At 39.2% G+C, this 14,730-nt stretch carries 12 protein-coding genes; all 12 read left to right on the top strand.

The features are described from left to right. The first annotated feature begins 8 nt into the window (after window positions 1-8). Window positions 9-2,594, top strand: a complete 2,586-nt coding sequence (locus tag FFL34_RS01560; protein ID WP_138600721.1) for an ATP-binding protein — start codon at window positions 9-11, stop codon at window positions 2,592-2,594. A gap of 73 nt (window positions 2,595-2,667) precedes the next feature. Then, window positions 2,668-3,333, top strand: a complete 666-nt coding sequence (locus FFL34_RS01555) for a hypothetical protein (RefSeq protein ID WP_138600719.1) — start codon at window positions 2,668-2,670, stop codon at window positions 3,331-3,333. Between the two features lie 53 nt (window positions 3,334-3,386). Continuing rightward, the gene (locus tag FFL34_RS01550; RefSeq protein ID WP_138600717.1) at window positions 3,387-5,618 is read left to right on the top strand and encodes a CD3337/EF1877 family mobilome membrane protein; all 2,232 of its coding nucleotides are present in this window, start codon (window positions 3,387-3,389) and stop codon (window positions 5,616-5,618) included. Window positions 5,619-5,639: 21 nt separating this feature from the next. After that, complete coding sequence (locus FFL34_RS01545) at window positions 5,640-6,323, top strand: hypothetical protein (protein ID WP_138600715.1); 684 nt, start codon at window positions 5,640-5,642, stop codon at window positions 6,321-6,323. Window positions 6,324-6,338: 15 nt separating this feature from the next. Then, the gene (locus FFL34_RS01540; protein ID WP_138600713.1) at window positions 6,339-7,424 is read left to right on the top strand and encodes a peptidoglycan DD-metalloendopeptidase family protein; all 1,086 of its coding nucleotides are present in this window, start codon (window positions 6,339-6,341) and stop codon (window positions 7,422-7,424) included. 263 nt (window positions 7,425-7,687) lie between these two features. Continuing rightward, window positions 7,688-8,335, top strand: a complete 648-nt coding sequence (locus FFL34_RS01535; RefSeq protein ID WP_138600711.1) for a RusA family crossover junction endodeoxyribonuclease — start codon at window positions 7,688-7,690, stop codon at window positions 8,333-8,335. 194 nt (window positions 8,336-8,529) lie between these two features. After that, window positions 8,530-9,690, top strand: a complete 1,161-nt coding sequence (locus FFL34_RS01530) for a replication-relaxation family protein (protein WP_171046240.1) — start codon at window positions 8,530-8,532, stop codon at window positions 9,688-9,690. A 140-nt stretch (window positions 9,691-9,830) separates the two neighbouring features. Then, entirely contained in the window at window positions 9,831-10,286 is a 456-nt protein-coding gene (locus FFL34_RS01525; protein ID WP_234031399.1) for an excalibur calcium-binding domain-containing protein, read from the top strand. Between the two features lie 145 nt (window positions 10,287-10,431). Further along, a complete protein-coding gene (locus FFL34_RS01520; protein WP_138600707.1) occupies window positions 10,432-11,106 on the top strand; it encodes a BA5345 family protein in 675 nt (224 codons plus the stop codon). Between the two features lie 157 nt (window positions 11,107-11,263). Next, the gene (locus tag FFL34_RS01515; RefSeq protein ID WP_234031398.1) at window positions 11,264-13,435 is read left to right on the top strand and encodes a type IV secretory system conjugative DNA transfer family protein; all 2,172 of its coding nucleotides are present in this window, start codon (window positions 11,264-11,266) and stop codon (window positions 13,433-13,435) included. Between the two features lie 64 nt (window positions 13,436-13,499). After that, window positions 13,500-13,832, top strand: a complete 333-nt coding sequence (locus FFL34_RS01510) for a hypothetical protein (RefSeq protein ID WP_138600705.1) — start codon at window positions 13,500-13,502, stop codon at window positions 13,830-13,832. Between the two features lie 52 nt (window positions 13,833-13,884). Further along, window positions 13,885-14,730: a S1 RNA-binding domain-containing protein gene (locus FFL34_RS01505; protein ID WP_138600703.1), complete on the top strand. Its 846-nt coding sequence runs from the start codon at window positions 13,885-13,887 to the stop codon at window positions 14,728-14,730.

Here is a 14,730-nt window from a genome sequence, read left to right as displayed (position 1 = left end):
GTTTTGGCATGCCGACAAATATTTTAGAATTTCCCATTAGGCATATTGAAGATAATCTTGTTTTTGCACACGATAACACTGTATGGGCCTATTATCGAATTGAAGGTTTCAGTTACGATTTCTTGGATTTTGATGATAAAGTAAAGCCATTTCAGCATCAGTTAAGTTATCTATCAAATAATGGGCACGACTTGCACTTTATAATTGATCCCACACCTAAGAATATTAGTGGTGTGGTGAATCAAACCATACAGGAAATGCAGCGACTGGATTATTCGTTAAAAGAGAATGGAAAGCATTTTATGGAACAGGTGAATCAGCATTTGAACAAACAACGTTCTCAGAATGAGTCAGGTGAATATATTCATTATCTGGGAGTTCAATTAGATCCTTCCAAAAATAGATATGTATCACCTAATATGGGGAACACATTGCTTTATCAGTTGAAGAATTTTTTAGATGGTCTACGTTCACCAGTCTACCGGGCAGTTGGATTATACCCTTATGATATTCCTTTGGAAGTGATAGAGGCGTATCAGAAACAGGCAGAAGGATTAATAACGAATATGGCTAACGGTTTTTCTTCTATGGTAAAATCAGCCACAACGGGAGAACTTATTTATTTGGCAGAAAAAACCTATTCTATCTCTCCAACGAATCAAGATGTGACATATCGACAGGCGTTTGCATCAGGTGATAAAGTTGAGGGTATAGATTCCAATAATATCCATCATGAAGCTATCCGTCCCAAAGAAAATGCCTTTATGGATCTGCAAAATGCGAATATTGATGAAGTCGGCCCCAAAACATTGCTGCTAAGTAAAATACGAAATCATGAAGTCGAAGAGCTGTATACACAATATTTAGTCTGTAATGATATGAATGACGTCAGTAGTCATCCCGGTTTCGAATGGCTTTATCATGTGCAGTCCCGAATGCCTTTTCCGGTCACTATTTCCATACGAGCACATCACCAGCCTAATCGGTTAGTGCAAAAGAAATTGAGTAATGCACGATTGGAATATAAGGATCAAAGAAAAGAAGCTGCGAAAGGGCAGGACAGCATCGATCAAAGCGTTGTTGAATCGGAACAGGGTGCTGTGCAAATGGAAAATTACTTTAAGCAGACAGGGCAGCCGGGATATAGTTGTTCCTTTGTATTTAAAGTCATTGCAAAAGATAAACGGACATTGCAAACACGGGTTGAGCAATTAACGGATGAATTATCTCGATTTGGAGTCAGTATTGTTTCTCCATATGGTGAACAACTCAACTTACTAATGGAAACCATACCGGGATCAAAACAATTTAATAATGATTTTCCTATGTACGTATCTCCAACGGTTTTAGCAGGTATGATGTTTGGCGCTACAACGAATATCGGGGATAACCGTGGTTTTTATATTGGCTATACACGTCAATTTCAAAAGCCTGTTTTTATTAAACCGGACCTTGCGGCCAAAGCGTATGAAAATGTCAATAATGTGTTTGACTCTATCTCGGTCATGGTAGCAGGCATGACCGGAAAAGGGAAATCTTTGTTTATGAATCTATTTATCTATTTGGCCACTTTGACTGGTTCGCAGGGATTAGTTATTGATCCAAAGGGTGACCGCAAAAATTGGACAAAGGGACTTCCTTATATTCCTGAAGAGTATATTGCTGTCTGGCAAATAGGGGCAGATGCAAAGGACGCTGGTTCGTTGGACCCTTTCCGAACAAGTACTAATTTGGAGGAAGGTAAGGATATCTGCATGGACATTCTGACACATCTTACAAATGTGGATATTGAAGATGATGCATACGCTATTTTAAGTGAAGCAATAGAACAGGTGGCGAAACAAGAAGACCCTTGTATAGGGGCGGTAATAACGTATTTAGAAAATCTTTATAATGCAGCAAACCTGAATGCTGCACGTATTAACGCTGTTGACAAATTAAAAGGTATGTTAGAAACATTGCGGCGTAATCAGCTTGCGAAGTTACTCTTCGGGGAAGTAGGACAGCAATATAAAGTACTGCATCCTGATGTCCCCATTCAAGTACTAATGGTACAGAATCTCAATTTGCCAAGTAAAACAACGAAAAAAATGCGGCCTCAACATAAAATATCTGAGGCAATTATGATTTCGCTGACAGCTTTTACGAAACAGTACATGTTTAATCAAGATCGTATGCGACACAAATTTATCCTACAGGATGAAGCTAGTTCTATCGAACAAAGTGCTGTTGGCTCGGAGTTGATGGACTTTATTGTGCGAATGGGACGATTTTATAATACAACGCTTTTAAAAGGTTCGCAAAATGCTTCGGATCATGGGCAGGACGTGGCAAACATGGGAATGAAATTCAGTTTTGGCTTACGGAAAACGGAAGAAGCCCAGGAGATGTTAAATTATTTAAACTTGCCACAGACGCAAGAAAATATTGATGTGCTAAAAAACCTTGGACGTGGGGATGCATTATTCCAGGATATCTTTGGACGTTCGGCGGTTATTCATATTAATCCGGTATTTCGAGATTTATTAGATGCGTTTGATTCATCTACCGCAACGGTGGAAGAAAAACAAAGAGAGTTGATGGGAACCTCCTAAGGAACCGATTAGTATTGTTGGTACGGTGAAAGTAAATAAACGAAGGTTATAACAAAATAAAGGAGTGGTTCTGATGCAAAAGAAAACACTATTTATTCTCCTGATGATTAGTATGTTCTTATTTGTGGCTGCTTGTTCCTCTGATAAAGAAGCTAGTCCAGAAAATAACGAAGGCGATGCAAAAAACGAGCAAAAGTCAGAACGTGAAAAAGTATTTGAAGAAACAGATAAAGTAGCCAAAAAGTTTTATAAAGCTGGATTTGAATTAAATATTCCTGTTGCATACGAAATGTTGTCGCCTAAAGGCAAAGAAGAGCTTGAAAATCAGCCATATGTTACAGGTATTGTTAGTAAGAATGGTGATGATATTCACGGGAAAGAACTTATTAACAAGCAAGACTATAAGAAAATAAAAAATAAGTATACCGACCAATTTAAGGATTTTGAAAAATTGAATGATGAGTATGAAATACGACGTTATGGATATGTTTACGGTGAAAGTTCGAAAGAGGTAATTTACTATGTAGAGCCTTGGAGAGGTTATGAAAAAGATGAGAGCGATTTTAATTTCATCAGCTTAAAAAAGAATGAAAAAGGAGAGTGGAAAGTAAAAAAATTTACTGAGAAAAAACCTGACAAAGTAAATGATTGGAAGTCGGGAAAAGTAATACATGAGTATGAGAAGCAAAGTACATCAAATGGAAAAGAGTCTTATGGCTTTGAAGAAGAAAATAAATAATAAAGGGAGGCATAAACCTATGAATAACCCCTGATTTAAAGGGGTTATTTTTTATGGGCGGATATATGAGATTATCTATTAAACGCTTGATGAAGTTACTGTCTCTAACTATAGTTATTACATTGTTAATTGGCGGAATTGGTCCTGTTAATGCAGAACAGCAAGGTGAAACCCAACATAATCAATTAGGGTCTTTTAAAGAAGACGATAATTCTTATTATCATTTAGATGCTGTTCCAGAGGATTTTAATAAAGAGGAAAGTTTTGCTGATAAAGTAACGGATAAGTTTTGGTTCCTGGACATGAAAGATAAAGCAGGACAGAAGATGAATGAGTTTTTCAACTATCTTGTCAACATTGCTTTTGATATGAATATCCTAATGACCAATTTCATGATTTCTTCCTTAGACTTTGCCTACAGTTTTGACTTTATCAATTTAATTATTGAAAAACTGGACAGCATAATGCAGAAAATTACTGGTATCACTGGTATTGGTAACTTTTCATCAAATGGCATCTTTGGAAATTTAGCAAAATTCGTAGCTCTTTTCACAGTCATTTATGCTATATTTCTAATGGTTTGGAAGCGATCGATGTTTTCATCATTAGGAACTATTTTGCAAACAGTCCTAGCATTAACCATAGCGTTATTGTTGTTTACGAACTACTCCACGTTCTTATCTGGGCTGAATCAGGTGACTACGGAAGCCAGTACGTTGGTATTAGCGGGTAATTTGAATGAACAAGGCCAGAATGGTGCTCAAGAGGTTGAAAATGCTGGGCCAACCAATCTCGATGAAGAAAGCCTAAAGTTAGAGATGAAAAACAATCTTTGGACGTTGTTTGTGGATCGCCCATTTATGTATATGATGTACGGTGAAACCAATCTAAATAATTTAGCAGATAGTAAGGATAAAGCAATTAACCGTGTAAACAATTTATTAAAAGCGAAGCCAAACTCTGAAGAACGGTACGATGCTATAGCAACGGAAACAAAAGATTGGAATAACAATAACTTATTTTATGATAATATCAGCAAACGTTTATCTTTCACACCAATGTATCTAACAATAAATGGTATTACTTCATTACCTGTATATTTCTTGGCGTTGGCTTTGTTGCTGTTTCAATTCTGGTTTATGTTAATAGCAATTTTTGCTCCATTTGCTCTTTTGTTTGGAGCAATGCCGGGACAATTTAATGTGGTTAAACGATACTTTATAGAACTGGGTTTACCATTGGTACTAAAAATTGTGGTGGCCTTTTCAGCACTGATCATATTTGCGATTTCAGAGTTACTATATCAGGCTGATTTTACGGCAACTCAATCCGGTAATCCATTTATGGGATATATTGCCGCAGCTTTAATTCACTTTGTCTTATTTATGTTGCTGTTCTTTTTACGTAAACGAATTAAAAATATCTTTGCGGCTGGGTCTCAAGGCGTTCAAGAAATACGGGATGGAATGGGTGATTTCAACAATCCGCTGAAGAAAGGGACGCAGGGACTAGCAACAACTTACGGTGCTGCAATTGGAGGTCTTACTACAGGGGGAGCAGGAGCTTTAGCTGGGGCAAATATTGGAAGTTCCGTTGGAAAAATGGCCACCGGTGAAGGCAATGTTGCAGATGTTACCAAAAGTGGTATTCAGGCTAAACGATCCAGCCAATTGACTTCACTAAAACAAAGGAATGAAATTAATTCAGAAGCTTCAGTGATACCAGCCAATCAGTCAAGCAGTGTAAGACCCCCTGATAAAGATGTACATTCTTCTACAGTGTCGGAGAAATCGGAGACTTCCAATACCGGTAACAATAAGGAGATGACGGAACAAGAAAATGGCCGTAGTGACCCAATGCCGAGTTTACAGCCTGATAATAATAATGTGAAAGCCAATAACAAGGATACACAAGGAAAAAATGTAGAAGGTGATACGTTGGGAACTTTATCACCAGGCACGGTCCAGTCGAATACAGCAGCAAACAATGTTGACCGATTGAGCTACGGCCAACCAGATAATTTATCAAGTGGCCATATAACAGAAAATAATATAGCAACTCAAAGTAAATCTGGTAAAAATACACTTGGAAAAGATGGTCCGGAAACAGTCGTGAAATCACCATTGAAAACGCCACAATATGGTGAGCTGGCTGAAGACCGTACAAATAATGTTCAGATGTCTGAACATGATAATTCAACAGACTTAGCATCATTAGAAAACCATATGCCTCCGGTGGCAAATGAAAAACGAACGGAACAAAATGATTATCCGGAATTGGATTAATACAGGAGGGCCATGTACGATATGGATGAAAAAACCAAAAATATCATTGTTTACAGCGTAATGGCTATTATCATTACGCTGTTTTTAGTTTCTATATTTGTCGGAAAAACAATGCCTAAAGATGCATCAAATGATGTGTCAACAGAAAACGGTGCTTTGGAACAAAATAATCAAACAGTGCGTGAGTATAACGAACTAACGGAAGAAGCGAGTGGGACCGCAATAGAATCCAATATAATTCAGGAAAATCATGAGCAACAAGAGATAGATACTCCTGATCCGGATACATTGAAGGAGCCTGAGAGTTTTTATCGTAAGCATTTTTCAGGTGAACAAATAAAGGAGTCCAGAAAAGTAGCTAAACAATTCGCAACAAATTATTATGCTTTTAATGGTGATAAGCCGATACAGCATATTAAAAATGCTCATGCTTATATGACAGACAAGATGTATCAAAAACTTGTAGAGAAAACACCTAGACCAACTGCAGCAATCTATAAAAAGCAGATAGTGTCTGCGAAGGTTTATGAACCTTATGAACCAAGTGAAGAATATTTTGTTTGGAAAGCTCGAGTTACAGGTGATATTTACAATAGTAAAGGCAAAAAAACTAGGCAGGAAGTAGTTAATTACACCCTCAAAATGAAACAAATAGAAGAAACATTCCGGGTTAGGAATTATAAGTTGAATGTTTTACATCATTAAGGATTACCGGTACTTATGAGAGGAATTTTTAAATTAAGTATTGGTCTTCTTGTTGGCCTAATCATGTTCTTTTGTATTGTTTTGTTTGTGGGTGTAGTATTTTTAGGTATGTTTTTTGGTGATATTGGTTTCGGTGATAAGAACGTGCTACAAACAGGAACACCTTCCAAAATAGCTGAAAAAGAAATCCCTGAACGGTTTATCCCGATGTATAAGAAGGCGGGGGAGAAATATGATGTGCCATGGTTATTACTTGCGTCCATCCACCGTGTCGAAACCGTATTTTCTACCATCGATATGGTATCACCAGTTGGAGCAGAAGGCCATCTTCAATTCATGCCATGTAGTTGGTTGGGCTGGGACTATCCCTTTTGTAAAGGCTTAGGTGGGACAGAAATTCCTAAAGACATCAAAACAGACCCGAAACAAATTGAAAGGTACGGTGGATTTGGTGTGGACGCTAATGGAAATGGCATTGCAAGTCCGTGGGAAGAAAAAGATGCTATTTTTGCAGCTGCTAACCATTTGGAAGTTTATATAACGAAATCTAGTGATCTACGTAAAGCTATACGTGCTTATAATCATGCTGATTGGTATGTAGACGAGGTCATGCATTTTTATAATCTCTATAACGCTGGCTTTGTATCAAAAGAGGAAGCAACGGTGGAGATAAAAGGAAATCAGGCATGGATAGTGCCACATACGAAAAATCTAACATCAACCTATGGTTATCGTGTTATAGAAGGAGAAAGAAGTTTTCATGCAGGGATTGATATTGCTGGTGGTCAAGATCGTGGCAAACCTATCACGGCTTTTGCTGAAGGTAAAGTTGTATATTCAGCGTTTAACAGGGGTGGATTTGGTAACCTAGTAATTATCCAACATGAGAATGGATTGCAGACATATTATGCGCACATGATGAAAAGAGGTGTTGAAGTGGGAGAGAAAATAAAAGCAGGCCAAATCATTGGACAAATGGGTACAACAGGTGATTCCACAGGCGTACATCTCCATTTTGAAATACATCAAAAGAAGGGTGATGGCACATTTGAATCGGTAGATCCCATGCCATATGTAAACAAGTTTTTAGCCAACAAATGAAAGTTACGAATGTCAGACGGGATAATAGGCTTTGTATCCCAGATAAATCAATATTTCATCATAATACGTCAGACAGCTCCAATGTTGGTTGTCTGACGTTATTATATAGGTATAACCGTTGGTATGGCAGGTGTTTGAACAAACAATGTCGGACAGTCTATTTTTTAAATGAAAATCAAACATCATATGTCGGACGTTAGTCAGAGTGACAGCTAATCAATAAAGGCTCTACAACGTCAGACAAAAGGAAAAGGAGAAGAAACATGCTGCAGACGCATTATATAAATATCCTAAAAAGTTTAGAAATGCTGAAAGAAGAAACGATGGTAAGATTAATGGAAATGCAAAACGATGAGCCCGTGGAAAGGAGTTTACCGGAGAATCCACTAGCCGCAAGCAAGCCATTGGTTATTGATGGCTATCCGGTTTTTCAGTTTTCGTATGCAGGGATGTTACCTTTCAACGTTGAGCATGACCGTGATTATTTTAGTTCGCTTCAAAGTTATTATCAACATGTTACGTTTCAAGCCTATAATTACGCCAGTATTGACTGTCAATTCGGGAAATCCGCCTTGCTTATATTGCATTACTTTAAAGATAATGTTCGACGCGACCTTGATAATGGCAACAGTAAATGCATTATTGATGCCATCCGATACACGCGGTTGATTGCAGATGATAGTTGGAAAGAGTTATCTCTTTTCCAACAGGGTCATCCAGATAGTCAAAACCATATTCAAGCGTATTTAGTAGAAGAACAAAACCTGGTTTCGTTCTTAGCGTATTTACAGGAGCATCATAACGATTTAAAACATATTCCGGAAGTTAGTAATCTGGACTGGTGCTTTGAAAAATCGAATAAAAAGGAGCAAGCAATAGTAGAAGAGAACGAGGTGAATATTTTCTGGTAGTCGAATTAATATTCTACCTGCCCAGAAAATGTTCTACACGGGTAGAACATAATCGATTTGGAACTACCCCTGATATTCTACCCAAACGGAATTTGGATATTCTACCTATTTGAAAAGATAGACTCCTTGATTGGAGACAACTTGCGGTGTAACTGAGCGAACAGTGGTAAAAAACCAAAGGGAGAATAGTTTTGTTGAGCCATTTCGGAAGGACTGGAGAACTGGGGAGACAAAACAGCCCCGTTCCACGAACAACAAAGGCAGGTGATAAATTGGGAAAAGCAAACAAAAAACAGGTCATCAAACGACTGCAACCATTGGACGTCAATATACTCAAAACCTTATACGACTACCGTATACTCAGCACCCAGCAGATACAACAGCACCATAACCTAACATGGCGCTATGCTTATAAGAAAATAAGCATTCTGCGCAACACCGGCTACATCATCAGTAAGCCAACCAAAGGCTATAACGCCAAGCAAGCCAGACAGGGCAATCACCATCGCATCAGCGAGACTGGTATAGCCTGCTTGCGAAAGCAGGGCTATCCTGTTGAGCGTCGGGCCGACGACTTACGTGTCCGTACGTATCATGTTCCGTATTTGCTTACAACCAATGAAATATTTCTGCGCTTACAACAGGCAGGATGGACCATCTGGGACAGCCGGTATGTGAAACACACTTTTAACCTGAACCGCGCCGACAATGTACAGGGTATCGTCACAAGCCCAAAAGGAGCAGCATATGTGGTCTATACATTTTTGCATGGAATATCCGCTAAAAACCTAGCCAAAACTGTACGGGAAATGGAAATGCACCGTACAGACGAACGCACTCAGTCTGGCGAACGTTATTTCGACAACTATGCCCTGTTCGCCAAAGGTCAAGACAGCTTCATTCGAGTCATTGACCGTCTCATGGACAGCCGAGCTATGCTACAGTGCAACAGCATCAAAGTATTTCCACTTGGATTCGGCAAAAGCTATGTACCTGAATTTGCAGATGACCAGGAACGCTTACATCAATATTTAGAGCAAACTGAGAACCTTACATTTAAACCATCTGTAAAGGCAGGCAATCACCCGAAAGGCTTTCATCATATCGTCCAGCACAATGGAGAAGAAAAATATTTCATCAATTTGCTGGACACCGATATTGTGAAAATCAACCATGTACTGGCCTACCGCAAAGACCGTTATATGCGTAATGGACGGAAGGTGCTTGTGCTGACGCATGCAGGCTTACGCCCCACTCATGAACGGTTACTGAAACATATTCATCATGTGGAATTTTTGCTGATAGAACAGAATTTTTTAACCAAAACAACAGAGAAGGAGAATTATGCACGGTAAAATCATTATATTCCGATGTAATAAATGATAAAATATGTTCGGATTTAACTAATAACTATAGGGTACTCCACATTTTTCATGAATCGTTAGCTCTGAAAAGGTGTATTTAACCAACGGGTGCAAGAGGAGAAATGTTATATATGGAATCACAAGATTTTTCAATGCAATCATTTTTTGCTGCATGCACTGCATCAGCATTGTGCTATATTGGATTTGAAACTGGAATAGTGGATATTCAAGATGGTGTTGTTAGGTTTATTATAAGTACTTTGATTAGTATGGTAGTTTTCTTCGGTTATTGGTGCTATCGACACTTCAAAGTGAGGGAGGTAGCTAGTTTTGATGGAGATGATGTATTAACTATCATTCTAGGCTCATTCATGGCACAATGGTCTGGAGTCGCAATATTAATTATATCATCTTTATTTGGTGGGGGTATAGAGCCTGTAGATGGAACTGATGAGGGGGTACCTGTATTCTACGAAAATTGTGATGAAGCAAGAAAATTTGGGGGTGCTCCTGTACATGAAGATGATCCAGGCTATCACCCTGGACTTGACCGAGATGGTGATGGAGTGGGTTGTGAGTCATGGTGAAAAGGATTGGAACGAGTGCTAACAATTGAAGCAACAAATTGGCTTATACGGCGTAACCAAAACCAAGAAATGCTTTAAAAGAAGCTGGAATACTGCTCATTTCAAATAGAAGCGACCAGTAATATTTGTTGAAAGGGGGACGACTTTGCGCTTTGATAGTAAATATCTAATACGTTGGGGAATACCCGGATGGACAATCATCTTTGGTTTTGGATTATATTTCTGCTTAACATATGATTTTGAACAAAATTTACTAAATGGGTCAATACAAAACTCAACTGACTTATTAGCGATAATGTTTTCTTTGATTGTAGTCAGTGTCCCTGTTGGTTATCTGCTACATCAAGCATACTTTATTTTTGATTTCTATGACAAAAGAAAAAAGAGAAAAGTCATTGATGAGATTTTAAATCACTATAAAGATTTTGAAGTACCATATAATTGGGATGACTTAACACTAAATGAGAAGTATTTTTTTATAGAATATGAATGGCATACAAGTCTTTTAAAAATGGAAGATGAACAGAGAAATTATATTGCTGGAAGGTATAGGTATTTATTAACAACTAAACACTCTCTTGGCGTTTTAAGATTTAGTCTAGGAACTGTCATTTTTATAATTTTTGCGTATCAATTACTTTATCTTCAATTCCAACATATATGGGGATGTATAATATATTTAGTTCTTTTACTGTTGTTTTTTGTATTTTCATGGTTTAATTTTAAATACTACTCAAAGAATTTAAATACCATTCAAGGTAAATTCATGCAGTATATAAAAAAAAGGGAGCAAGAAAAGATATTAAAGGAAATTAAATAATAATGTACTATGAAACTCTTAATTGCTCCTGTGTAAACGGGTAGTAAAAACATGACATATTAGCCGTATAAAAATAATGGAACAAATAACGCTTGGCGGAAGCAACCTTCTGCCAAGCGTTTTTATATAACTTAAAAGAGGTGATACTATCGTACTAATGGTCTATGCCGTAATTGTTTTTTGTATGGCAGTTACCCGCATTATCGTTATGTTTCAGACAACATTCCTGCCAGTCCCCTTGTTCACGCTTGGAACAGGGGGAGCTTTATTTGTTATTTATCATTTATGGAGGTGGCGCAAAAAGCTGCAATATACTATGGCTTCCCGTCTCATGACGTTTTCACTGACATTGTGCATTGTTATGGCTTTAGGAAGTCTGGCTTATCAATATTGGCAATGGGAGCAGATGGTTTCTAAAACATTTATGATGAGGATGGCTATGATTTTCTTCGGATTGGCAGGTGTGTATGCCAATATAATGTATATACGAGCAGAAAAGGCTTATCGCCAAAAGCGTGGCAATCAGCGCATTATCGAAAACCCCGAGGAAGGCTATAAATCGTATAAAAAACACTTTAAGCAGTCCAAGCGTAAAAACAGCGATGAACTGGTGACGGTATTGGGACACTCTATTGAACAGGATAACCTGCCAATCGTATGGAAAGGAAAAGACATGTTCACGCACATGCTGGTGGTTGGTGCAACCCGTTCCGGTAAAACAGCCTCTGTCTTGGAGCCAATGATTTATCAGCTGCTGTTGCAAAAGAAACAAGGAAAAAATCTAGGTTTATCCGTGGTGGAACCCAAAGGCGAATTTGCGGAAAAAGTAAAGGATTTCTGCGATGAAATGGCTATCCCCTATATTTATATTGATCCCACCAGTCCTCATACGCAGAAATTTAATCCCATGGAAGGGAATGTGGAGGATGTGGTGGAAGGAACGGTTATTGTATTACGGGGGCTGTTCGGCAAACAGGACGCTTTCTTTGCCAACGTCCAGGAGTTGGCCGCACGTAATGTAACCCGCTTGCTTAAAGAATTGAAAGGGGACAATACCGATTTAATGGAAGTACTGGAAACATTACGGGACTTAACGTTATTGGAGCAGCGGACCAATGAATTGCGTATGCAAAAAGGGGAAACCGATTTGGTGCATTCCATTGAAAATGAACTGTTGGGCAGTATGGCAGAAAAATATAAGCAGTTTGTCATAGGTTTACGCGCGCAACTGGAAAACATCACGAGTAACGAGCTATTAAAAAATATCATGACCGGCAAGAGTGATGTGGATGTTGATGAACATTTTGCCAATGATGGGGTGCTCATCGTCAACACAGCACTTGGAACACTCAAAAAAGCAGGGGATGCGTTTGGACAATTCTTGATCATGCATTTACAAAACGGTACCTTCCGCCGTCCGGGAACCGAAGACACTCGTAGTCCGCATTTTATGTTCATTGATGAGTATAAACGTTATATCAATCCGCAAGTAGAGATTTTTCTGTCGCTTGCAGCATCCTATAAAGTGTCAGGCATTCTTGCATCTCAGTCACTGGGTCAATTGGAAGTTGAAGCAGGTGACATCAGCCCGAAAGCTATGAAACAGGCGATTATGACGAACTGTCGGAATAAATTATGTTTTAATGGTGTCGGCTTTCAGGACGCACAGGAATTTGCGGATGAATTTGGTAAAGATAAAATCGTGATGCGTCAATCAACATATAAGCATCGCCTGATAATGCCTACGGTCTTCCCGGACTCTTATCGAGATACAGAATCAGAAGAATACCGTTTTGATCCAACCGATATTATGGACAACTTACCGAAGTACAGCTTTATCCATAAAGTTATGTATGAAGCAGCTATGCAGAAACCTGCTCTGGCAAGAGGTGACCTTGTCCCATCGGATTGGAAGGAAAGACGGGAATGGGAAGATAACAGTCTAAAAGCTAAACTGCGACAAGCAGTTTATCAGACGGGAGAAAAAACGGGGGCTGGACTGAAAAGGCAGTTCCATCGTCTTGCTAATGTAAAACATCAAAAAGCTGAGCCAACGCCAAATCAGCCTGAACCCGTGAAAGATAACGACAAACATAGGTTCTCAGAGCCCCACGAACAAAAAACGGTTTCCGATGAAGCATTTCAAAACGTGCCAGACAAAAATCATTTATCGTCCGGCCCCATTGACCAAGACGTTTCGCAGTCGCAACAAAAATTAGAGCCAATAGTCGAACCTTCAGTACAGGAACAGGAAACCGAACAAAAGAATACGTCGGCCAAGCCGGACCAGCCCATTGGGCAGGGAGCAGATGATGGCTTTTGGGATTAACGCGCTTTTCATAGGAAAAGGGTGTTTTTTGTATGCATTTAACAAGAGAAAGGAGCAGAACGAAATGGACACTTATCCTTATCAACATGCAGAAGGAAGCCTGTTGTATCAGGAAGAAACATATCATTTTCGCTTTAAGGGGGTGGGGGCCGCAACCATAGCATTGTATAACGTGCCGGGGGAACAGTACTATTTCGCTTGCACGATTGAGCCGAGTAATCAGCATTGGGTCTATCTCCCCGAAGTTTTACGCTCGTTCACAAGTGCCGGCCATAATCAGTTGGCAGAAGCAGGGGTAACCTGGCCACATGCTTTTTTTGAAACAAGGGAACAGGCACTCCAAACAGCGATAGAGATTATCGAGCAATTATTAACGAGATATCAAAGCAGCTTGTAACAAATCAATAACGGAAAGTTTCATTTAAAAATTGGAAAAGGAGCGATTCATAATGGCTGAAGAATTAAACGAAAGCGTAATGATTGAAGGATTTGACCCGTCTAAGATGGTGGATCAGGAACAAGACCATACGCTGGAAAACTGGAAAGAAATTTATGCAGCTTATCAGAACAGCAAAATTTTATACGCACCAATTGCCGGTATTGAAAAAATTGGACAACCAGGGGAAGAAAAACATCCATGTGCCGTCGTAAGGGTGGGAACCATTCGTGGTTTGATTCCATTGGAGTATACGGGCGCACAAAATTTGCGCCAATTACGTTCCATGACGGGACAAAACACTGCTTTTATGGTGTTGAATTACGATCAGGAAAATGAATTGTTTACAGCATCGCGCACCAAAGCACGTGAAAAATTGGCGGCTATTACTCTGCGCAAACTACAAGTAGGGGATACAACACCGGCTGTCATTCGCCATGTAGATGAAGGGTATTTATTGGCGGATATCGGCGGTATTCATGTAGTCATCCCGATTGATGAAATTCGTTATGGCTGGATTGATAACTTGCATGACGAATTTCAGGAAGGCCAAGCCATCAAAGTCAAGGTGATGGCCATTGACGAAGAAAAACAGCACGTAGAAGTTAGCGCCAAAGCTCTGTTGCAGAATCCATGGCCGGATTGTGTGAAACGTTATCAGAAAAATGGGGAGTATGTTGGCACTGTGTCCGGAGTACGGGAATACGGTGTCTTTGTTCGTTTGGAGCCGGGGGTTGATTCCCTGTCCAGTCACTTGAAATTCCAAAACGTTCAGAAAGATGACCGGGTGCTGGTGCGCGTGGATAACATTAATACGGAAAAGGAACAAATCCGTACGCGTATCACCCGTGTCCTATAA

The sequence above is a fragment of the Lentibacillus cibarius genome (assembly GCF_005887555.1).
Lineage (GTDB): Bacteria > Bacillota > Bacilli > Bacillales > Amphibacillaceae > Lentibacillus > Lentibacillus cibarius.
This window is presented reverse-complemented; position numbering and strand designations above follow the sequence as displayed.